Consider the following 23,865-nt stretch of genomic DNA (forward strand, 5'->3'; position numbering starts at 1 on the left):
CAGTGAATATCACGTCTAACGATTGCTAAGCCCTTTATTCCCACCCTAATTGATAAACAGGTAAATTTTTCAAGCGTTTATCTATTTCAGCTAAAGTTTGTTGATAATCTTTAGACAAGACATTTTTGTATTTTTTGTCAAAACTCTCTTCATTTAAACCTTCATGTAACCCTTCAATACTTGGCAGTAATTCGGCATCAGTTACCTTAGCTAATAATTGTTGTGCACGTTGGGCATGTTGTTCTGATTTAGTGACTATCATGGCTAAACGAGTACCGGCTCTGTCGGCCTGTAAATCAGCAAAGCTGAAGCCACTGCCTCCTTTATTGGTATCTAAAAACTCTTTGAATTCACCGATGGCGTCACTCGCACCATGACTACTAAATAATTGTAATGCCATAGAATAGATAAAGTGTTTTTGTAAATCCGGCCGATTTTGTAAGCTGACATGTTTTCTAAGTCGATTACGGATCACTAGTTGTTCTTTTTCACGAATAATGACATCGCCAACCATTAATTCAAAACGATCAGCACCAAAATAAATAATCAGTGCCGTAATAGCCGCTTGGTTTTCTTTTACCGCAAGGTAGTCTTGAGAAATACCACTGCGTGTTTTAGCTAAATCAAACACGTGTCTGATAAACACTGCAATAGACGAGTTTTTATCTTGTAACCTAGCAAAGTCACTTAATGATTGATAATAAAAAGCGATAGTGTCTACGTTGCCAAACAAGGCTAAATCATCGCGCATTTTTATTAAAAATGACGTGTCGTTTTTCTGCATTGCTAATAAGTTTTTATCTAACGACAAATGCGCAATCAATCTTTCTTCATTGATATCAACCGCTTTGATCATCGCTAATGCATCATCAAACAATTGTTCTTTAAGAAAGTTATCAGCCGCAAATCGTACTAACGAGATAAAAAACTCCCCACTGACTTTCAGCCCACCAAGACTTACTTCTTCAAGTAATAAACCACTTTTAGAGGGAGAAATATAAGCATTTACATTTAAAAATTTAATCATGCTAGGTAGGGGCAATTCAAATGAGGCTTCAACTGCTGCGCCATATTTTGACAAACGAACATCGGCATTCACTCTTGGAAAAGCACGATGTAACAAGGCAGTTAAGCCATTCGCTTCTTGTTGATTGATACGAATACTTGTGACGGTATTTTTTTGTTTTAAAGTGCTGACAATTCGTTGCGCGAGTTGTTGGCTATGTTTAGCTGAAGCGGCGTTAATTTGATTTAATTGCACGGTAGATTGATGTGACTGTAAGGCAAGATAAACCAGTGCCATACCAGTAATAAATAATACGCAAATGACAACAGCAAACGATTTAATAAATACTTTCAAAGGAATTGCGACGACTATACAAGGATAGTGATTATGGTAATGTTTTAAATGAGAAAGTACAGCCTTCTATCTGGTTATTATTAAATATTAATGTTTGATCAAACGATTAACGTTAATCAATCAACAGTCACACAGATCCCAATAAATTTTACGATTAAACTTTTTCGCCAGACAATGATTTAAATCTTTAAAAGTAACTACTTTTTTATCTTTACCCTCGAAACACTGCCAAACAAATTGATGACAATTATTATCGAGCACATGGTATTTTCGCGCTTGAAAAATTTGAGAAATAGCCTGTTCGGCGGCACTTTCGCAAGCTAAAGGGATAGCATTTGAATCACAGGCAATAAAAATATGTTTGCCTGAACGCTCTTTGGTAAAACGTTTCACTGAAATAGGTTTGATTAAGCCTTCACCATCTAATTCAATAATCGTGTCATCATCAACCCAAATTCCCGTATGATCTAACACGCCTCCTATGCCACAACAAACAATAGCGCCGACTTTTGGTTTAACGCGTTGCTCAGTCGAGAAGTAATCGGACGGATAAATTGCAATCGGTGATTCGTGACGGTCTAAATCAATCAAGCGTTGTACTTTACCATAGCGACTACGTTTAAATTGTTGATTTTTTCTATCATCAGAGGCACTTTTTACTGCTAATGCTGAAACGGCTGCGGCGCCAATCCATAACAGTGGTAACGGCATAATAATCCCCTTAGATATTAGATTTGTTGGCTTATTTATAAACGGCTAATAACAAGATTATCGTTTATTTTTATTATTGCTATAAAAAAGTTGCAAGAAACTGTTTCAAAAGCCGTGATAATTGGCAACAATGGAACCGTATTTAATAGTTAACTCATTCACTTATCGCCGTTTAAAAGTAGTAAATTATGAAAAGCGTAAAAAAATCATCCAAGCTCAATAATGTCTGTTACGAAATACGTGGACAAATTGCAGCCGAAGCCCGTCGTTTAGAAGACGAAGGCCATAAAATTTTAAAACTAAATATTGGCAACCCTGCCCCTTTTGGTTTTGAAGCCCCTGATGATATTTTAAAAGACGTAATTCATAATTTGCCAACGGCACAAGGATATTGTGAATCAAAAGGGATATATCCTGCTCGTGTTGCCGTTATGCAATATTTTCAACAAAACGGCATTCTTGATGTAAGTGTTGATGATATTTATATTGGCAATGGTGTTAGTGAATTAATTGTAATGGCAATGCAAGGCTTGCTAAATGATGGTGATGAAGTCTTAATTCCTGCGCCTGATTACCCATTATGGACAGCGTCTGTAGCTCTTTCAGGTGGTAAAGCTATTCATTATCGCTGTAATGAAGAAAACCAATGGTTTCCTGATTTAGAAGATATTGAAAGTAAAATCACAGAAAGTACTAAAGCAATCGTGTTAATTAATCCGAATAACCCAACCGGAGCGGTTTATACAGAAGCGGTTTTACAAGGCATTTTAGCGCTTGCAAGAAAGCATCAACTCATTGTTTTTAGTGACGAAATTTACGACAAAATCTTGTATGACCAAGCAAAGCATATCCCGACGGCAAGCCTAGCAAACGATGTGTTAATCATTACTATGGGCGGCTTATCAAAAAATTATCGTATTGCAGGTTTTAGAGCCGGTTGGATGGTAATTACGGGGCCTAGAATACACGCAGAAGACTTTTTAGAAGGTTTAAATATTCTTTCATCGATGCGACTTTGTGCCAACGTTCCTTGCCAGCATGCTATTCAAACGGCATTGGGAGGATATCAAAGTATTAACGAATTAATACAAGACGATGGCCGTTTAATCAAACAACGTAATCTTGCGCATAAAATGTTAAATGAAATAGATGGAATATCCTGTAATCCAGCGATGGGGGCGTTATACCTTTTTGTCAAAGTAGATGCTGAAAAGTTTAATATCACTAACGATGAGAAAATGGTGTTAGATTTATTAAAACAAGAAAAAATTCTAGTAGTTCATGGCAGCGGTTTTAATATCGAAGAGAAAAACTATTTTAGGTTGGTGTTCTTACCTCATGTAGATGTACTCACGTTAGCCATTGAAAAAATTGCCAATTTCTTCAAGAATTATCGTCAAGAATAACTCACTTTCAAAAGAATTTATTCGAGCAATGTAAAAGCATTGCTCTTACATTCCAACTAACAAAAGTAACTTGAGTTAAATAAACTTCAATTAAATAAAGCCAGTTATTTAAGCCAAGAAGCCGCACTTGTTTTTCGTTATTTGTTATTTGTTATTTGATATTTGTTTAAAGCAATGAAGCCAACATAACAAACTAAACAAGCTGTATATTTATTGACGGGGAAATTATAAAAATTTAAACCGTTTTTAATAATATATGCCCCCGTTACCTTGCATGAATATTACAGCTTAATATGTTGTGTAAAGAGTGGTAAAAACTCATCTTCTCGGTGACTAACTAACAATAACGTACTATGTTTTTGTTGAGCGATAATCGTTAAAAAGTTAAGAATTCGATGTCGGTTTAATTCATCTAAGCCTTGCGTTGGTTCGTCTAAAATCAATAAATAAGGGGATTTCACTAACGCCCTAGCGATTAATGCCAATCTTTGTTCACCATAGCTAAGTGATTGAAAAACTTTATTTTGTAAAGCTAACAAGCCAACCATATCTAACCATTGTCGCGCGATATCAAGATGATATTTTTCAGGTTGTTGATATAAACCTATAGAGTCATAAAAGCCAGAGAGAACTACCGTGAGTAGATCTCCATTAACGCGATATTGACGATGTAACTCTGAGCTAACAATGCCCATATGCTGCTTTAATTGCCAAATACTCTCACCGGATCCTCTTTGATAGCCTAAGACGTTAAGGTCGTTACTATAACATTGCGTACAATCCCCGGTTATAAGCTGCATTAAGGTAGATTTACCACAGCCATTTTTGCCGGTGATCAAAGTATGTTGTAATGGCTTTATCGTGACATTTAAATCGCTGAAAACGGATTTTCCCCCGTACGAGACATGGCCATTTTTCAATTGGACCAAATAAGGGCTTTGATAATCACTTAACTGATTTATTGTTTTAGGCCAGTTAATGACTTTTTGTTCTGAAACTAATAAAACATCTAACTGCCGCTTAGTTTCCTCATGCTCAAGCGAGCCAATAACGGCTAACTCACCCCGTTCAACAAAAGCAATCTTTCGACACCAGTTAGGAATATCTTGACGATTACTCAGTAATAAAACCACAGTAATACCTTGTTTTGATAGTCCTTTCAGAACCTTGGCAAGCGACAAGCAAGAAGCTTTGTCTAAACTATCGAACGGGTTATCACAGATCAGTAAGGTCACACCTGAAAAGATAGCTTTTAAGATGAGTAATTTTCGCCCTTCACCGGTACTTAATTGACGATAACCACTTTCAAGCTTGTCGGCTAACCCCATTTCAGCAATAAGCGGATCAGACCATTTTTCTTGAGGTAAAAAGGCTTTAGCTTGCGTCCCTATGTCATAAGAATCGGTGTAATCACTTTTATCAATTTTCAACTCATGTTCGTAAATTGCTTGTTGCGCCTCAAACGAAACCATAGCGACTTTTTCTGGTTTGGGAACGATAAAGCTTTCGGCACTAAATTGTGATAATTGCCCAGTAAACAAATGATCAATAAATTGCTTTCCTGAGCCGTTACGACCTAAAACACACCAAGGTTCACGCTCTTGAATTTGCCAGTGTTTAATACGGAGTTTTTCGTGATGAAAGTTAGAGATAGTTATCATAATTAAAATAATCGTAAAAGATATTGGCTTAAGTTTTCATTAATTGACTAAAAGAAATCAATTATCCATATCAGATAATTTATCTACCGTAGAGGTACAAGAAGCTAAGAAGATATCCATAAAATAACCAACTTCAGGTAATTTTCTTTTTATCTTAGCGAGCTTATTATCAAGGTTTTCTTTAACGTTTTTAAACTCATCATTATGAAATCTTAATTCATTATTCGTTTTAATAAGTGCCGCTAATAAATCTGCCGCTTTAACAATATCTTTGTATTCAGGATCTACCTTATCTTGTACAAGCAGTGCTTCAAATTCTCCTCGAATATCTTCAGGAATGGTTTCTAAACACTCCTTCTCAGCTATCATTTCTAACTTTTTGTATTCTTTAGTGAACTCAGGGTTGTGATACTTAACTTTTGATGAAAGATCTTGCAATTTTGTTTCTGATATTTCGTGATAAATAGCAATGGTTGCTGCTTTTTCGGGTAATAAATTGCCCTTAAATTTTTTATTTTTAATAACCGTTAAAAGGTGCGCGATTACCGCCACTTGATGCGAGTGTTCGGAAACGTTTTCAGGTTGAAAGGTATGCATTAGGCCCCAGCGTTGAATTAAGGGCATTCGAGTTGTCCATGCTAAAAAAGCACTTTGCTTCATAATATTTTCTCTCGTTGTATATGAGATGGTGTAATGTGAGGGTTAAACAGCATGCTGTTAAATACTTGCTTGACCAAATTACAACGTTATAACAGTTATAAAGTAGTTACCACAAGTTTTAAGCAGTAGTCGCTAATAGCGGTGCTTTTACTATTGCGGTTTGTACAGATTTCAGCCATTCGTTGACATTAAATGTGAGACGATTTTCTTTATCTTGATTGTTTTCAGCGTGCTTTTTAAGCTGATGTTGCTGCTGGCAATATAATCGAGTATTCGATAAAACTGTGGCACTAATATGCGTTTTGTCATCTCTAAATGCTAACGGTTTGGGCATTAATGCCTGAGTTAAATGAAGTGTAGGTAATTGTTGTTGCTCAATTAAATCTGCTTGTGAAAATTCGGTAATTTGAGTCAAACTTTCCAGAGCTAAGCGTTGTTTTTTGGGTAATTCAAAGGTTTTTCTTAATGTATCTTCTGTTGTTTCAGCCGGAGTATTCTCTGTGTAGGGTAACTTAAATTGACTATGAGCTAAAACATCGTCTGTTAACATTGAAAGCATTAGCGCAAAATCAGCACGTCTCTCACTGTGTACACAATGATTTAGTTGTTCACCTAATTGTAATTCTTCAACTAATAAGTTGGAGTTAACTGACTGAGATTCCAATAGTTTAAGCTTTATAAATTAACTTACCCTTTATATCGTCTCCATGAGTTAAAACTTTAATCAAATAAACAATTAAAACAGCTTTCTTTCAATCCATAATAAAATTGAACTCAATAATAACCCAAAGAATATAATCAGTTTATTTACCTCTGTTAGCGACTCATTATCGAGTTTGCTCAATGTTTGGCTTTGCTTAACATTTTTCTCAGTCGCAAAATGTTTTAAAGCCTGTTGCCAAGCCAACCAATCTTGTTGTGAAAAGTGATAAACAAGCTGACGGTTATCTAATAACATTTGTTCGCTTAATTCACTAGTGATACGTAAAGATTGCCAGCCCGCTTCATTTGAAAAATATATACTGCAATATTTATTTTGGCCTTCAACATTTATGTATAACGGGATTTCTTTGTCTTTAATTATTTGGCTAATATTAGCTGATTGCATAACATTACTTTCAGCGAGAAAACAGGCTGTTAACGGTTGTCCTTCAAACGAAAGCTTGTTATCTGGTTGTGGTATCCAAGACAAACGGGTGCTATTTCGAGCCAATGAGCTAGTAATAAACTGCCAAAATTGGCTGTATTCATGTACTAACCCATTAGTTTTTAACTGAAAGCTACGGTTAATACTTGTCAAAGCAATTTTACCTTTACCTTTTATGTTACTGATCACTAACGGTTGTTTTTGCTGATCATAAACTAAAGTTTTTGCCTTAAAATTTTGTAAATTTATCTGTTCAGCCGTGATTGGCTGTTTGGATATATGTTCAAAACGATTATTGAGCCAATGCAAAAACACCTGCTTTTGTTTAGCTTCATTAGATTTATTTATCTTTTCTTGATTGGCCTGTGATTGAAAAATGGCTAATATCGGCAGTTTTTGTTCAACATATGCGGTTATTAATCTTTCATCGGCTGCAATAAGCACCCCTAAACCATTGTTGTTAACATTATCAAGTACCTTAAGTTGTCTACTGTCAAGAGATAACAAGGCTTTGCTATCAATCATCAGTAAATCAAAATATTGTAAAATATCAGGTGTTATCACCTCATTAAGAGAAGTTAACAAGCTGTTTTGCTGCGCTAACGTTTTAATAACGGCTGGCGTATTTTCAGGTAAATTCACACTTTCACTGATGACATGATCTTTACTGATTTGAGTAACAGTTAATAATTGCCCGTTATTTTCGGTGAGCCAATGTTTAAAATATTTGCTTTCATAATTTGGCGCTGATTGAACAATTAGCACACGAGGCACTGATGCTAAGGTAATATTTACCGGTATCACTTCATCCACTACTATTTTATTGTCTTGTCCTTTCTCAGCAGTGTTCTCGATTAAGCGCACTCGGTAACTGTGCTTACCCGAGGTTTTTGGCGTAAATACAAAAGAAAAAGCTTCTTGATGCCTTACATTTTGCTCAGCTAAAACCTCACCATTGACATCGATAAATTGTATCAAGTGAATTTCAGATTTACGTTGTTGTGACTGACTAATTTGTAACTTAGCACTGAACGTTATGCTTTCACCTAAAACCGCTTCTTTTAACCATAGTGGAGAAATAAATCCCGACATAGGTTCACTTGGGAAATACTGATGAGTATTTAATTGTAAAAGTTGCCATTGTTGTTCGGTTAAACCATCACCGTAAACGACAAGATGATCTATATTAGGCTCAAATATCTTTAATTCGCTAAGGTGACTTATTCTGGTTAGAGAATTATCACATGACTGAGCTAGGTTTAATGCTGAATTGTCTGTTGATTTATTTAAATAATATATGTTCGAGGAATGATCACACAGTGTTTGAGCATTAAATGAAGTCTGTTCAAAACCTGAAGTGAGTAAAATCACCTGATTATTATCCATTTGCTTTATTTGAATGGGCAAAACTAACAATAAAACGGCGATAAATGACACCAAATTAGCGACGGTAACCCAAACAAATTTAACCGGTGATTGTTGAAATAATCGTTGCTTGGTTTGGTAAATCACTAACATAGTGACAAATACAAGTACCATAACCAGACATTGCTCTATCAATGAAAGTGAAGGAACAACCAGCTTGTCTAGCCAAATCATTGACTAACCTCCTTTGTTTTCATTGTATTTTCAACCTTGTTTTCTCTGTGGGTTCGCTCACCTTCTTGCATTAACAACTGATTGTATTGATTAATTAACGGAGAATTATATAGATAATTTAATTTACGAGTATTGGGTAAAGCGATTGGACTATCTAATAACTGCCAAAGCTTATTCTTAAGATTCTCTAGACAAAGTTGACAATTAGCTAACAAAAATGAATCCGCTAATAAAATTCGCTCTAATGTTGCAACCTCTTGAATTAATACAGGCCTGTCATCTAATTGATCTTGTATCGATCCTTTCACGGCTTTAATAACAACGCGTTCTTCTGGTAAAAGTCCAGCAGTTGTCTTTTTAGAGTTTTCATCAGATAAATAGTGATTAATGACTCGATATAATTGAGCCATTTGACTTTGTTCGTTCTGGCTTAGTTCAATGTTAACCTCTTTATTTTCACTATTGATATCACTTAAATCCCCTTGATAACGGCGCTCATCACTTACCGGAGGCGGCTCAAATCCTAAGCGTTTTACGTAAATTCGTTCCGCTTTTTTTGCCATTTTTAATAATGTTAACGCTTGCTCTTCAAATGGCAGTGCTTTTTTAGGTTGAGATAACATTAAATATAATTCTGCCTGCCACATATTAGCGATTGATTGCTTCATTAATGCTTTAGGATCTTGCCTGCTCATCATACCAATATCGGTATCCTCATGATTATGCGCATAAGTTTCAATTAACTGACTATAACCCGACTTATCATCACTGGAATGGGCAATTTCAGTTTGACCGGCGACACCATGATCATGTCCGCTGGCGGCTAACGCTTTTGCTTGTTGATGATTATTCGCTTGCTCGTGTTCTGATTCATCATCATGTTCGTCGCCTTCATGATGTTCATCAAAACCCGCGTCATTAGGAACAGGTCCTGCGCCACCTTCATCAAATTCATCCCCCAAATATTGACCATATTTTTGTTTTAATTCGCTTTGGGCAACGCCTAGGAGCTCAGAAGTTTCGACAAAATCTTCTTCACTTAACTGTTTTTTATCGGCTATTAACGCTTTCGTTTCTATTATGATTTGTCGTTGGCTTTTAAAATACTCGGGCATGAAATCAATTAAAATACCATCGGCCATCACTAACTGCTCTTCATCTTCTAACCAACGAATAATTTTTGTTTCAGAGCTTGTTAATTGTCTATTCGGTTGTTTGTTGTCCCAAGCTTTTACCGTGAAATATAACTCATCACCTGGTTTCATACCTAAAGCTTCAAAATTCCATGTTTTATCATAAGTGGCTAGAAACTGATTCGCCTCTGTTGGGGGGTGTTTTTGAACAGTATCAAAGGAGAATACCTGATCCCTAAATTTTACTGACTCGCCAGAGCCTTTCGCAATAGAAGCCAAAATTTCAACATGATTTACCCCATAATCATCGCTGATATTAACTTGAGTTATCAGTGATGTTTGCCCATTTTTCTCAACTTCAGTAATGGTATTTTTTGGCGTTAATATTCGAATAACCGGTTTTTTATCTAAGCTTACGCGTAAGGTATAAATTTGCTGAAAGCTTTTATCTTGAGAATAAAGCTTATATAAACCAGTATGTTCTATGACAGTAGTGAGGGTTAATTGCTCATTTTCAGCAAATAATAACGGTTTCACATTACCATCTTCAAACTCAATAAAATAAGACTGTTCACTGTCTGAAAAATGTAATTGCCAAGTAACTGTTGAGCCTGCCAATAAATCTACATTTAAATCTTGTTGTGTATTTTCTAACAGGCCAGTGTATTTGGGTGGAGTGATGCTCACTTGACTCGCCAATAACGTCACTGTTTTATTTTCAGCGACATTTGACTTCACTTTTACAGGATTAGCCGTCTTTAAACTAGGCTGCTCAACACTAAAATACTCTACAAGATGACTGGGTGAAAAAAACCACCAACTACAACACAGTACCACCGCTAAACCTACAGATGGGAAACGATGAAAATGCCCGTTTAGCTTTATCTTTTTTTGTCCAAGCTTTTCATCTTGAGTAAGTAACAAGCTTAGTTCATCGACAACTTTATTTTGTTGTAATCGTTGTAAAACATTTAATTCTTGCTTATTTGATAACGCTAATTGCGCACTTTCCTCTAATGAAGGAAAATGTCGATTACAATGTATTAAAAAGTTCGTTTGATTAATATTTTTAAAGGCTTTACTACTTGTTATTCGGAAGTATTTAAGCAATAAAATAAAGATCGCGAAGACTATACTAACGACCAAACTCACTGGCATGTTTATATAGTTAACTAGGGCGTGATCAGCAAAATATTTTGATAAAAATATTGAAGCGATAAAGCCAATTATTATAACTATCGGCAGAAACTGGCATAGTGCATTGACAATAAAATAACGACGTATCTTCGTTAATTTTGCTTCAATAAGTGTCGATAATCGTGTTTGATTTTCTTGACTCATTCGGTTAACCCACGCTTAGTTAATCGCACTTGCTTTTTCAAACCGTATTCACTTAACAAACGTTCCAAACACCAGCTAATTATCAATAATAAAATCAGCCATTGGGTCAACGGTTGCTGGTTAAAATCTTTAAGTTTTAGAGACTTATTGATTAGTGTTTTATCATTTGAAGCCAGTTCACTCGCTATTTTAGTGTCCAAGGACTCAATTTGAGTTAAAGATAATCGCTTATTTACTATTGATTGAAGTGAGTCATCCGTATTCATTAATAGGTTTAATAGCACTTGGATAAATTGAGGTTGTTCTGCAATCTCGCTCCAACCTGGCTCTAATCGACTATAAAACTGATAAATCACTGAGTTTTTTTCAGGTAAAGTCAGTGATTTTTCTTGCTCAGCAATAATGCTACCTTGACTATCCTGTTGTGATTTAGTCATTTGCGCTGCTTTAGTATTTGGTATCATAGGATTCACTAAAGTATGCTTTTCTAAAACGATTTGTCCTTGTTCTGTAAACCATAACGCTTCTGTCTGATAATGAGCATCTATTTCCTTGTTTTTTATGTTGTTTGTTTGATTATTTAACTTGGCTTTTTGATTTAGCTTAAACCATGTTTGCAACGAAGTTTGTTCATTACACTTTACTCGTTTATGAAGTAAAACATCTTCAAAACGAACGTCATAACTCAACAGTGATGTTGTCGTTTCGTCAATATTTCCATTAGATCTGCTATCAATAAAAACATTGATGCCACGTTGAATCGCTTTTTTAACCGATAACGGTGGCTCATTTGAAGTTAAATAAAACAACCAGTCGGCATTCATCAAGGTGTTTTCAACAAAGTCTGAACCCGTTTCAAGATTAAATAACTCTTGGTTTTCCAAAATTGTGATTGATAATTCTGGTAAGAGTACTTGTTTTATGATCATAAAAGCTTGTTCAAGACGCCGCTGAGAAATCAACCTATCTTGATCTCGTACAATAACAACATTAAACCTTGAGTTGATCAGGCTTTTCTCGACGTTAGGCTTATTTTCTAAAACATGCCATTGTATCTGTTGAGCAATTTTTACAGGTTCGCCAATAAAATTTATCGCTTGATTATCAGTGTATATATGAAAGGTGGCCTGTTTCGGTAAAATAAAATGTGCCGTATTAATGGCTTGCCATAACGATTTAGTTAACGTTGAGTTTTCGCTTAACATTTCACGCTTTTGCCAAGTTAACACTTGTTGTTTGTTTAGTTCAGTAAGCTTTGAATCTAATAAAAAAGCAGGCTGATTGTCGAGATGCCTCAACAAAGCTTGTTTGTCGATTAAAGTTGATTGATCTAACCAATTCGGACTTATTAATGCAATGTTGGGCTTATCATTTTTGTTACTATCACTTAACCAAAGTTGCGACACCAGCAATATGGCACAAATTAACATTGAGAGCCGTAACATTAATAAAAGCGCGTCGACCAATTTAATTTGGGTCATTTTTACAGGTTTTACCTGTTGAAAAAACTTTAAAGTTCCAACTGAAACGGGTTTGCCTTTACTTTTGCTCAATAAATGAATGAGCACTGGAACAGCTAAAGCAACGAATGCCCATAAATAACTAGGAAAACTGGTAGACCAAGACAGCATATTAACGACTCACCTTCTGTCTGATTTTTAAAAACTGTAACAAGGTTTCATCTAGCGGTTGATCAATATTCACTGGCCAGTGTTTAACGCGTTTCGTGGTAAACGTGTCAGTTAACTGCTGATTAAATTCACTACGCGCTTTTAAATAGGCTGATTTTGCTTGTCTTGAAGAGACTAATAATTGTTGATTGGTTTCTAAATCCTCAATTTTTAAGGCGCCCTTAAATGAAAATTCTAACTCATCATTTGATTGTAACTGAATAGCAATAACATCCGTTCTATCATTTACTAGATCAGCCACAATATTTATCACATCATTTTCATTATTATTGTCGTATTGATAAAAGTCGCTGATCACAAAAATGAGTCCAGACTTTTGCATTGAATGTAAATGAGATCGAAGACTACTTGCCGAAGGAAAATGCCCACCACTCTTGATTTGCGCTAAATTAATTAACACTTTTTGAAAGTGTCGTTGCCCAGAAAGTGCAGGTAAGAAGTATTTCTGCTGGGTAGATAAGCCAAACAAACCAACATTATCCCCTTGTTTTTGTCCTAAATACGCCATAGTAGCGGCTAAAAACTGGCTATATTGCAACTTAGTTAAGTCACTATTTTTCCCTATACCAACAGATTTTTGTGCCATAGATGCACTGCTATCAATGACGAACCAAATATTAATGTCACTTTCTCGTTCAGCTTCCCTGACAAAATAACGATCAGAGCGGGCAAATAGCTTCCAATCAACTTTAGACAGATCATCACCGGGTTCATACACCCGATATTGGCTAAACTCTATACCAACTCCGCGCTGAACACTCTGATGAATACCCTGTAAAAAGCCTTGTGCGAGTGTTTTAGCCACTAAAGGCAAATCTTTGACACGTGATAACGTTTTAGGATCGATAAAATTTTTCATTTAATACGGATAAAACCCTACACAGTTAAACCAGAGGACTAATAGGTTTTTTAACATCCGTCAGCAACGCTTTGATAACATCATCTGTCGATATACTTTCAGCTTCTGCTTGAAAATTTAATAACATACGATGCCGTAGCACAGCGTAGGCGACAAAGTTAATATCATCTAACGTTACCGCATAACGTCCAGATAACAGCGCTTTTGCTTTCGAACAAAGCACCAAGGCTTGCCCTGCACGAGGTCCGGCACCCCATCGAATATATTCATTCACTTTTTCACAGCTACTTTTTTGCTCACTCTCTGTTCGTGTGGCTCTGACAATATCCGTAACATAACCAACAAGTGCGTCTGATATTTCTACCGATCGGGTTAACTTTTGCAACACCAGCATTGCTTCACCAGAAAGTACTTTACTCAATGTTGCGGAAAGATTGCCCGTTGTACGCTTTAAAATTTCTATTTCATCAGATGCACTTGGATATCCCACGCGCACTAACATTAAAAACCTATCAAGTTGAGCTTCAGGTAGTGGATAGGTACCCGCTTGTTCAACAGGGTTTTGTGTCGCTAAAACAAAAAATGGTTGTGGTAATTGATAGGCTTTTCCGCCATAACTCACCGATTTTTCTTGCATCGCTTCCAGTAAAGCCGCTTGGGTTTTAGGTGGTGTACGGTTGATCTCGTCCGCTAATAAAATATTTGTAAAAACAGGACCTTGTTGAAACTTAAAGAATCGATCGCCGCTATCATGATCGGTTTCTAAAATTTCGGTACCTACGATATCGCTTGGCATTAAATCAGGTGTAAATTGAACTCGATTAAAGTCTAATTCGAGGGTTTTAGCTAAAGAACTCACCATTAACGTTTTCGCAAGTCCGGGAACACCTTCAAGTAAACAATGGCCGCCGGCAAGGATGCAAATCAGTAATTCTTCAATAACGTCTTGTTGCCCCACAATGACCTTACCTACTTCATCAATAACATGCTGCAATTTACTTAATGCTTCTTCAACTTGTTGCTCGTTTAATGCTTCTTCTTTCATAGCTTGCCTATTTTGGTGACTACTTTAATGAGGTTAAGTGTGAATTAGCTGGTCATGGAGTAGATGACAATATTTACCGCAAAACGGGTATTATCCACTTTTAACCAGCGTTTATTTCTAAAGTCATAATCCCATTCACAACCGAGATCTTTATTACTGTATAACACTGCAATACGGCCATTAATTTCAATGGCTTTTAAATAATTATGCACGAGATCATCACCCCAACCATTCAGTTCAATAGAGGTTCTTGGCGGCCCATCAAATGTAAAAAATGAGGAGTAAATAGCATGATCATTCGGGATTTTTTTTAATGCGTGTTCGCCAAACATTTCTGCCATTTGTTTTTCAAACGTTCGAGCAAACATACCATCAATATCATGATTACAGTCGTCAACAAAAACAAAACCTCCGTTTTCAACATAGGTTTTAAAGTTTTGTTTTTCTTCATGATTAAATTGTACAAGCCGATGACCCGCCATATAACAAAATGGCGAATTCAGCATTTGTGGATCCGACAACGGGATGATCCGTTCTTTTATATCAACACGTAAACTGGTGTATTCAATCAATGAATTTAATACGTTGGCGGGCATCCTTTCATCTACTTCCCAATCACCTGATTCATAACTTAACCGAGTGAAATAAAAATCATACGCAGAACCTTGTTCTGCATGAACGACATTTGGGAGGATATTTGCTGCTGCCAGAGCCGAGAGTGACTTTATAAATTGTCTTTTATTCATAATTAGATAAAGAAATTTGAGCGCTAAGTTTTTAGGTTAGCGCTCAATACTTCTATCTATACTGCATCAGAGAGACTACTGAAGGTAAAGTCTCTAATTTTCATCGGTGGTACCATGTTGCCATCAATACGTTCAGGCTTACCGAGTGCTTCAATATTATTAAGCATTACAATGGGACTTTCATTGAAACGGAAGTTTTTGATCGGATACTTAATCTTGCCATTTTCAATATAGAAGGTGCCATCACGGGTTAAACCTGTTTGTAAAAGCGTTTGTGGATCGAGTGCGCGAATATACCAAAGACGTGTCACCAAAATACCGCGACGGGTATTTTTGATCATATCTTCAAGCGATTCATCACCACCAGCCATAATAAAACTACCGCCACGAGGCACATATTTCGTACCAGTATGTTTCGCCCAATACGGTGTATTTGGTATGTTTTGAATCACTCCATCCTTGATCCAATCAACTTTGTTTCTCGGATAACCATTCCCAGCAAAAGGAGCAGAAGGTGCAATAGGATGATTCGGATCAGAATAAATATGAACACGTTCATCAAACATTTTTTGACCTAATTTATTTTTAGGCCCTTCTTTGCCCTCTTCAACTTGGTTACTTAAGAAGCTACGACCTTCATCGGCTTGTCTTTGATCAAATGCACCAGCTAAACGGCCTAACAAGCCAACACTTGCTGCCGGCTCTAAGATAACCGTATATTTACCCGGTTCCATTTCTTTCGCATCAACAGAGCCTTTCGATTTTGCAATGGCAATTTCAGACGCTTCTTTGGTATCAAGTAAATTTACATCACTGTAATTACGTGATGCCCAACCAGAGCCTTTACCGTCTTTCGTTCGAATCGTCACTGAAAAGTCGACATTCGTCGCAGTGTTATAAGCAAATAAGCCACTACTGTTCATAATGGCTGTACACGTGACCTCTTCTTCAAGGAAACCTGATGAAATTAAATCATTCGCTTTTGAAGGTTTAATGCTATTTTCAGCCGCTTGTGCTCTATTTTCTGGGGTAACCTTAGCTGTGTTAGCAAAATAAGTAGAGGACTTGGTATAGGTTTGCTTACCAAAATTTGGCATATGCTCAGGATTTTCAGGCGCTAGTTTCGCTAATTCCTCAGAGCGACGTACCACTTTTTCTAATGATGCATCATCAAACTCATTAATGGTGGCAACCCCAACTCTTTTACCAAAGGTTGACTGAACCGCTAAGGTTAAATCGCTTGATTCACCCGCCGTTGACACTGTGTTTCGCGCATAACGAATATTACCGCCAATGCGACCATCTAAATTACATTCTATTTCATCCGCTTTTGAGTAAGCTATTACTTTTGTTAACAGCTCTTTAGCATGTTGTTCTGTTACAATTGTCATGATTATTTTCTTCCTTATATTTTATTCTTTTCGTAAAGATCACACTTTGCGTGCTGTGTTAATAACATTAATGTCATTAAAACGCGTGGTTGGACAACCATGTGAAACAGCACTTACTTGAGAAGGCTGACCTTTACCATCGAAGAAAGAACCGCCTAAGCGATAATCGGATTTCCCTGCCATTTGAGTACAACTATTCCAAAATTGCTGGGTATTAGATTGATATGCCACGTCTTCAATTTGTTCAGTAATTTTACCGTTTTTGATTTCGTAAAATAACTGTCCACCAAATTGAAAATTATAACGCTGTTGGTCAATTGAAAATGAACCACGACCTGCGATATAAATCCCGTTTTCAACGTCTTTAATGACATCTTCTGCAGAAAGATCTTTTTCATTTGGTTTTAATGAAACATTAGGCATACGTTGAAATTGTACGTCTCGCCAGCTTTGTGAATAACAACAGCCATGAGATTCTTTTTGATCGATCATATGTACTTGATCACGTGTTGCTTGATAATTAACTAACACGCCATCTTTGACTAGATCCCATTCTTTAGTTTTCACCCCTTCATCATCATAGCCAACATTACCCAAAGAATAATCTTGAGTTTTATCAGCAAATAAATTAACAATATCAGAGCCATACTGGAATTTTTTACTTTTCCATTTATCTAATGTGGCGAAACTTGTACCAGCAAAGTTTGCTTCATAACCTAACACTCTATCCAATTCTAATGGATGGCCTACAGATTCATGAATGGTTAACATTAAGTGAGCAGGATCAAGTACTAAGTCATATTTTCCTGGTTCGACAGATTTTGCTTTCAATTTAGCTTTAAGTTGTTTACCGGCTGCAGCTGCATCTTCAATCATATCGTAAGAGTTTTTATAGCCTACATTAGCACCGGAAATACGAATTTTATCTTCTTCTTTGCCATCAAGGTACTCAAAGCCCATACCAACAGGGTTACCAAGACCAGTACGTTGTTTAAAGCCTTCTTTACCGACCGCTGTAGCGAAAAAAGGTGCCCATAAACGATGGACATCTTGATCGATATAAGAACCATCAGTAGACGCGAAATACTTTTGTTCATTTACTAAAAACAAAATTGAAGTAATGTAATTGGCACCATTTTTAAGCGCTGCATCGTTTGCTGAAAGTAACAGATCCACTTTGTCTTTAATCGGAACTTCTAAGGCGTTCTTTTTGATGGGGGTTTGCCAGCTAACATCACCCACGCCTTTAACCGGAGCTAATTGAACAGGAACAGTTTGAAATTTAGAGTTTGCTTTCGCAACAGCAACCGCTTGTTCTGCCGCTTTCGCAACACTGTCTGGTGTCATATTCGACGTTGAGGCAAATCCCCAAGTACCATTGGCAATAACGCGTACACCAATTCCTGCTGATTCAGTATTAACAATATTATCTACACGTGTTTCACGCGTGGTAACAAATTGATTCAAATAACGGCCTATTCGAGCATCAGCATATGTTGCCCCTTTTGCTTTTGCCGCATTAAGTGCAATGTCTGCTAATTTTTTCTTATAAATAACATCCATTGGTTTATCGAGCAATTGTTCAGCAGATACCGCCATACCCGATATAGGTAATGCAATAGCTCCCGCTCCTACGCCAGATAACTTTATAAAGTCACGTCTTTCCATCTGAGATCCCTTTTGTTGTAATAATTTATTTTTGTTTAATACTTATAAGCAATCGAATACCAACATATTGAATATAAGATATTCTCTTAGTCTATAACAGGTTGTTGAACTCTAACAATAGACAGTTCATCGAAATATTAACAACATGTTTCAGAAACAAAAATAACAGTGAGAAGAGTGGATTATCCAACAATTCGGTCGAATTGCTGGATAATTAAAGAAAAAGATTGTCGAAATGTAACAAGGTAAATGTGCAATAAAGTTAAATGATTTTATGTATAACGGTTTGTTTTTCAGGCATTGATTCACTGACTGTCACTGCTTGATTGTATTGCTGCTGCGCTGATTTAGCACTTTCTGCATCACTGCCATGCACTCGTGCAATAATATCACCACGATTGACCAAGGTGCCGATTGGTAGAATACGATCAAAGCCTACTCGATGATCAATTTGTTGGCCATTTGCTGAACGTCCACCTTTCATACCCACCACGGCTAAACCAATATCACGGGTTTGCATGGTATCTATATATCCACTGTGCGGTGCTAATACATCAATAACAACGTCAGCGCGACTCATAGCCCCCCACGGATTATCAATAAAGTCTTTCGGTCCGCCTAAGCTTGCAATCATTTGATTAAATAATTCAGCCGCTTCACCTGAGGCTAAAACCCGTTCAATTTTTTCTATTGCACTGTCATGATTTTCTGCAAGCTTGGTATTCACTAACATAGCACTGGCTAACTGACACGTGACTTGATGCAACCTTGGCTCGCGTTGTTTCCCCGTAAGATAATCAACGGTTTCTTTCATTTCTAACGCATTACCCGCTGATGAACCTAATACTTGATTCATATCGGTAATAATTGCTTGAGTATTCACACCCGCGCCTTTCGCTACATTAACAATAGATTGAGCTAATGCCGTTGCCCCTTCTATATTGTGCATCATTGCGCCATTACCTACTTTTACATCCATTACCAGAGCATCAAGACCTGCCGCTAGTTTTTTAGATAATATTGATGCTGTGATCAACGGAATAGATTCAACCGTTGCGGTAATATCTCTGATCCCATATAAACGCTTATCCGCAGGAGCTAGATTATCCGTTTGAGAAATAATGGCCACGCCCAACTCTTGGGTAATACGTTTAAAATCAGCAATGCTAGGTTGAACATTAAAACCTTTGATACTTTCTAATTTATCAACCGTTCCACCTGTGTGGCCCAAACCACGACCCGCAATCATAGGTACGTAAGCATCACAACTTGCGACTATTGCAGCAAGCATAAAGCTGACTTTATCACCGACACCACCGGTTGAATGTTTATCGACAACAGGTTTATCAAGCTCTGGCCAAGTAATCACATCACCAGAATGCATCATAGCGTGGGTAAGTTGAACAATTTCTTCGGTATTCATCCCTTGCTGAAATATAGCCATTGCCATAGAGCCAACTTGGGCGTCATTAAAGTGACCGGTAACTAAGCCATCAACAAAATCACTGATGTTTCGCTGAGACAGATTAAGTCCATCACGTTTTCTACGAATTATTTCTTGAGGGAGATACATACAATACCTTTTATAAAAGATCTTTAGGAGTGAAAGCAGAAGGTAAAAGTTCGTCCACTGTCCATGTTTTTGATTGTGCTAAATGGTTAACGGCCATGATGATGGCTTGAGGTTCAAAAAATTCAACAATCACTTGTCGGCACGCTCCACAAGGCGGCGTTAATTTTTCTTGTTCGGTATAAATGACCAAGGTTTTAAAGTTTTGCTCACCGTTGATAACCGCTTGAGCAATACAATTACGCTCTGCACACACCGTTAAACCATAAGAGGCATTTTCAACATTACAACCACTAACGATATTTTGATCTTTAGTTAATGCTGCAGCACCCACATGAAACTTGCTGTAAGGCGCATAAGCACGCTGATAAGCTGTTTTAGCATGTCGAATTAATGCTGTTTTTTGTTCATTTGTTACTGTCATATATGCTACACAATAAAAACCTACCAATTGGTCAACTATAGTGTATTCATTTTAAGAAGTATACGATTTTTGATATAAAAAAAGCCGAGTATTAACTCGGCTTTTTCAAATCAACTTTCCTGATTAGAAAGTGTAGCGAACACCAAAACGAATTTCCCATAATGATGCATCATTATAGATTTCTTGCTCTTCGTTTCCTTCGTTAAACTCTTCGTAAACGTATTGACCAGCATCATTCATGCTCATTTCAACCATACGGTTTCCGACGAATTGACCTTGCTTCATGATACCCCAATCGTCATTTAGGAAGTTACCTACGTTTTTAACAACGAAGAACGCACTACCTTTTTGACCTTCATATAAACCTGGGATTTCTTGACTCACTTTTAAGTCAAATTTAACAAACCAATCAGCATTTTGTGAGTTACGACCAACCGTAGCACCACGTGCTAAACCTTCTGCTTCAACAAATGCATCAAATGCAGCTTTATCAAATCCAGCGTCGTATACAACATTCGCATCATTGGCAGCTGGTACATATAACATTTGGCGAGAGCCATTCCAGTTAGAGTCACCCCATGCACCATCTGAACTATCAAAGGTATAAGTGTACGGTTGACCTTCACTTGCCGAACCAAATAAGCTAAAGCGTGTATCTAAGTTATCAATTAATTGAGTAACGTAGCTTAAGTTTAAGGTAAAGCGATGAGGTACTTCATAGTTTGACGTTTCCATTGGTGGTTGATCTGGAACCGTTGTCGCGATATTACCGTAGTTTGAACCAGCAACAGAGCTTGTCATTGGGTTCGTATCTTGTGATTTTGTGTAAGCGTATGACAAGGTAGCATTTAAGCCCCAATCAAAATCTTTACTAACCGCAAATGATAAGATAGTTGATTTACCATCTTGGTCACTATTTGTTAAAACAAAATCACCAGTTCTCCAACCTTCTTTGTTTTCATAAAGAGGACGGCCGTCAAACGTTTGCTCGCCAGTACGCTGAATTGCATAATCTTTAATAGTAGCCGTATCTTTCTTTTGATTGTGTAAAAGATCTACAGCAACGATTACATCATTATCAAACGTATAAGTACCACCTAAAGCATATTTCCATTCAGAAGGTAATTCAAAATTAGGGTCGATAGCATTAACCGCACCATCTCCGCCACCTACTGGGTAGTTTTGAATTTCATCAAACATAGATTGTGGAACACCAAATCCAGGGCCGTCACCGTTAGTCATAGTAGTATTGAATAAATCTACACCATTTTCACGAAGACCAATTTGTACAATACCATCATTTGAGTAAGCATTTGAAACCCATACATTAGGATTACCACCAGAATATAGACCAAAACCACCACGAATTTCTAAGTTATCCATTGCAGCCCAGTTAAAGCCAACACGTGGTTGAAATAAATCTTTGTCGTCCATATTGCCGTCATTTGCAAAACCGTATCTATCAACAAAGTTTTGGTTATAACGTGGTTTGTCATCACTGGTATACATGTCATAACGGAAACCAACCATTAAGGTCATGTCTACATCAGCAAAAGTATATTCATCTTGCGCATAAATAGTATGTTGCTGGAATGAAAATTCTTGGCTGGCATCAGATGGAACGTTTGTTCCAGCAGAGTTATTATAATAAACTCGACTTGCCATCCCTGCTTCATAATCATCAATCGAATCAAAACGGAATTCACCTTGAGTATGCTGCATAAACAAGTTAAAAGCCGTTACTTCTTCGTATTCATAACCGAATGTGATCGTATGTTCGTCTAGGTAATAATCCCCTGAAAATCTGAGGCTTACCGTTTCAGTGTTCATTTCATTTGATTGGCGAGAATCATCAGGACCTAAGAAAACTGTTGTACCACCATGACGAATTTGTACTTCACCGAAGCCACTTGCTGCATCTAATGAGTTTTGACGATTATCTAATTCAACTTTACCTATTCTAAGTTCAGTTGAAAAATCATCTGTCCAATCTGAATACAAAGAACCGACAAGTGAATTTAACTCAGCACCACGTTCATAAAAATGGCTATCTAATGTTAATGCCCAGTCATCTGATTGGTCTAGATCAAAACCATCATTGTAGTTATAAATCAAACTTGCACGATGAGAATCATTAATGTTCCAATCTACTTTTACTAACAGCTTTTCATCTTCAACCGGTAAACTTGCCGGTAAATCACCTGCATCGTAACCATAAACATCTGAAGTGATTTGTTTTATGCGATCAAGATCAGCTTGGCTTACGTTGTCGCCAAAAGGGTTATATTCAAAGATTTTTGCCCCTTCTAGTTTTTCATAAGACGCAAACATAAATAACTTATCTTCAAGAATTGGGAAACCAACACTTAAGCCATAACGTTTTTCGCTGAAATTACCGTTTTCAAATTTTTCACCTTCAATTGAATCGCCTTTCATCGAATCATTGGTGTAATCATAGAAAAAAGCACCGTGTACTTCATTACCACCTGATTTAGTCACTGCGTTAACATTACATGAAGTAAAACCACCATACTTAACATCAAAAGGTGCTAATTCAACCGCGACTTGTTCAATAGAATCATATGAAAAAGGAATACGAGTGGTTGGGTAACCATTTCGGTTTAAGCCAAAGCTATCATTCATTCTTACGCCATCAAGCGTTAAGCTGTTAAAACGAGGGTTACCGCCACCACATTGAATCGCATCACCTTGACTTTCATCAATGTAAATTCGAGGATCAACTCGAACAATATCTTTAATATCACGGTTAATGGCTGGCGCATTTTCTAGATCTTCTAAACCAAAATGGGCTGCAGGACCAGTTCCACCCGAATAACGGCTAATTGTACGACCTGTTACTTCAATACGTTCAACTGTTTGCTTAGCATCTAAACTTACATTTACTGGGTATGTCTCACCTAGTGTAAGAAAAACATCATTTACTGTCTTATCATTGAACTTATCAGAATCAATAATAATTTTATAAGGACCGCCAACACGTAAACCTTTAGCCGTAAATAAACCTGATTCATTTACAGTAGCATTTTTAGTACTGCCTGATGGAACATGTACAATAGTTATAGCTGTACCTGCAGCAGGGTTACCTTGAGGACCAGAAATCTGGCCTTTTATTGCTGATGTTGTTGTATTAGCTAATGCGGAAGTTGATAAACCGAGTGCAAGTATCACTGCACCTGATATCAGAGAGAGGCGTTGGGTTTTCATCGTTTAAGTTCCCTTGGTGTATGTTTTATTTTTATAAGATGACTTTTCGTCAATTCAATATTAGTCAAAAATATATAAAATGCGTATATTTGCCTTTTATGTGTCTAAATTAGACCAGACATTTCTTACATTTTTATTACAATATTTCACCACAAACAAAAAAACAAGTTTTAATGATCTCGAGAATTACATGCGACCCCACAGAAAACCAAATAAAAACCACCAATA

17 protein-coding genes are annotated in these 23,865 nt (G+C 36.9%); 1 reads left to right on the plus strand and 16 read right to left on the minus strand.

Annotation, left to right across the window (positions count from 1 at the left end; all coding sequences use genetic code 11):
- Positions 1–34: 34 nt before the first annotated feature.
- Positions 35–1,360 carry a hypothetical protein gene (locus ABXH06_RS14805; protein ID WP_353518712.1) on the minus strand — a complete coding sequence of 442 codons (1,326 nt, stop codon included), beginning with the start codon at positions 1,358–1,360 and terminating at the stop codon, positions 35–37.
- A 120-nt stretch (positions 1,361–1,480) separates the two neighbouring features.
- The gene (locus tag ABXH06_RS14810) at positions 1,481–2,071 is read right to left on the minus strand and encodes a hypothetical protein (protein ID WP_353518713.1); all 591 of its coding nucleotides are present in this window, start codon (positions 2,069–2,071) and stop codon (positions 1,481–1,483) included.
- A gap of 188 nt (positions 2,072–2,259) precedes the next feature.
- Between ABXH06_RS14810 and ABXH06_RS14815 the strand changes: the two genes are divergently transcribed.
- Complete coding sequence (locus ABXH06_RS14815) at positions 2,260–3,477, plus strand: pyridoxal phosphate-dependent aminotransferase (RefSeq protein WP_353518714.1); 1,218 nt, start codon at positions 2,260–2,262, stop codon at positions 3,475–3,477.
- 281 nt (positions 3,478–3,758) lie between these two features.
- Here ABXH06_RS14815 and ABXH06_RS14820 read toward each other — a convergent pair whose 3' ends face one another.
- The 14 genes from ABXH06_RS14820 to ABXH06_RS14885 form a co-directional block, all read right to left on the minus strand.
- A complete protein-coding gene (locus ABXH06_RS14820; RefSeq protein WP_353518715.1) occupies positions 3,759–5,138 on the minus strand; it encodes an ATP-binding cassette domain-containing protein in 1,380 nt (459 codons plus the stop codon).
- A gap of 57 nt (positions 5,139–5,195) precedes the next feature.
- Positions 5,196–5,798 (minus strand): 5'-deoxynucleotidase, encoded by a 603-nt coding sequence (yfbR, locus tag ABXH06_RS14825; RefSeq protein ID WP_311583583.1) that lies wholly within the window; start codon positions 5,796–5,798, stop codon positions 5,196–5,198.
- Between the two features lie 118 nt (positions 5,799–5,916).
- Complete coding sequence (locus tag ABXH06_RS14830) at positions 5,917–6,462, minus strand: VC2046/SO_2500 family protein (RefSeq protein ID WP_311583586.1); 546 nt, start codon at positions 6,460–6,462, stop codon at positions 5,917–5,919.
- 72 nt (positions 6,463–6,534) lie between these two features.
- Positions 6,535–8,544: a hypothetical protein gene (locus tag ABXH06_RS14835; protein WP_311583589.1), complete on the minus strand. Its 2,010-nt coding sequence runs from the start codon at positions 8,542–8,544 to the stop codon at positions 6,535–6,537.
- The gene (locus tag ABXH06_RS14840) at positions 8,541–11,018 is read right to left on the minus strand and encodes an ABC transporter permease (RefSeq protein ID WP_353518716.1); all 2,478 of its coding nucleotides are present in this window, start codon (positions 11,016–11,018) and stop codon (positions 8,541–8,543) included. The genes ABXH06_RS14835 and ABXH06_RS14840 overlap by 4 nt, the downstream gene beginning before the upstream one ends.
- Entirely contained in the window at positions 11,015–12,649 is a 1,635-nt protein-coding gene (locus tag ABXH06_RS14845) for a BatA domain-containing protein (protein ID WP_353518717.1), read from the minus strand. The genes ABXH06_RS14840 and ABXH06_RS14845 overlap by 4 nt, the downstream gene beginning before the upstream one ends.
- A gap of 1 nt (position 12,650) precedes the next feature.
- Complete coding sequence (locus tag ABXH06_RS14850) at positions 12,651–13,568, minus strand: DUF58 domain-containing protein (RefSeq protein WP_353518718.1); 918 nt, start codon at positions 13,566–13,568, stop codon at positions 12,651–12,653.
- 25 nt (positions 13,569–13,593) lie between these two features.
- Complete coding sequence (locus ABXH06_RS14855; RefSeq protein ID WP_353518719.1) at positions 13,594–14,613, minus strand: AAA family ATPase; 1,020 nt, start codon at positions 14,611–14,613, stop codon at positions 13,594–13,596.
- A 44-nt stretch (positions 14,614–14,657) separates the two neighbouring features.
- On the minus strand, positions 14,658–15,359 hold the full coding sequence (locus ABXH06_RS14860; protein WP_311583604.1) for a DUF4159 domain-containing protein: 702 nt from the start codon (positions 15,357–15,359) through the stop codon (positions 14,658–14,660).
- 56 nt (positions 15,360–15,415) lie between these two features.
- Positions 15,416–16,750 (minus strand): TldD/PmbA family protein, encoded by a 1,335-nt coding sequence (locus ABXH06_RS14865; RefSeq protein ID WP_353518720.1) that lies wholly within the window; start codon positions 16,748–16,750, stop codon positions 15,416–15,418.
- A 39-nt stretch (positions 16,751–16,789) separates the two neighbouring features.
- A complete protein-coding gene (locus ABXH06_RS14870; RefSeq protein ID WP_311583610.1) occupies positions 16,790–18,418 on the minus strand; it encodes a TldD/PmbA family protein in 1,629 nt (542 codons plus the stop codon).
- A gap of 262 nt (positions 18,419–18,680) precedes the next feature.
- On the minus strand, positions 18,681–19,991 hold the full coding sequence (gene deoA, locus ABXH06_RS14875; protein WP_353518721.1) for a thymidine phosphorylase: 1,311 nt from the start codon (positions 19,989–19,991) through the stop codon (positions 18,681–18,683).
- A gap of 10 nt (positions 19,992–20,001) precedes the next feature.
- Positions 20,002–20,412: a cytidine deaminase gene (locus ABXH06_RS14880; protein WP_353518722.1), complete on the minus strand. Its 411-nt coding sequence runs from the start codon at positions 20,410–20,412 to the stop codon at positions 20,002–20,004.
- 123 nt (positions 20,413–20,535) lie between these two features.
- Positions 20,536–23,637: a TonB-dependent receptor gene (locus ABXH06_RS14885; RefSeq protein WP_311583618.1), complete on the minus strand. Its 3,102-nt coding sequence runs from the start codon at positions 23,635–23,637 to the stop codon at positions 20,536–20,538.
- Between the last annotated feature and the right edge of the window lie 228 nt (positions 23,638–23,865).

The organism is Thalassotalea sp. SU-HH00458, from assembly GCF_040362795.1.
GTDB lineage: Bacteria > Pseudomonadota > Gammaproteobacteria > Enterobacterales > Alteromonadaceae > Thalassotalea_H > Thalassotalea_H castellviae.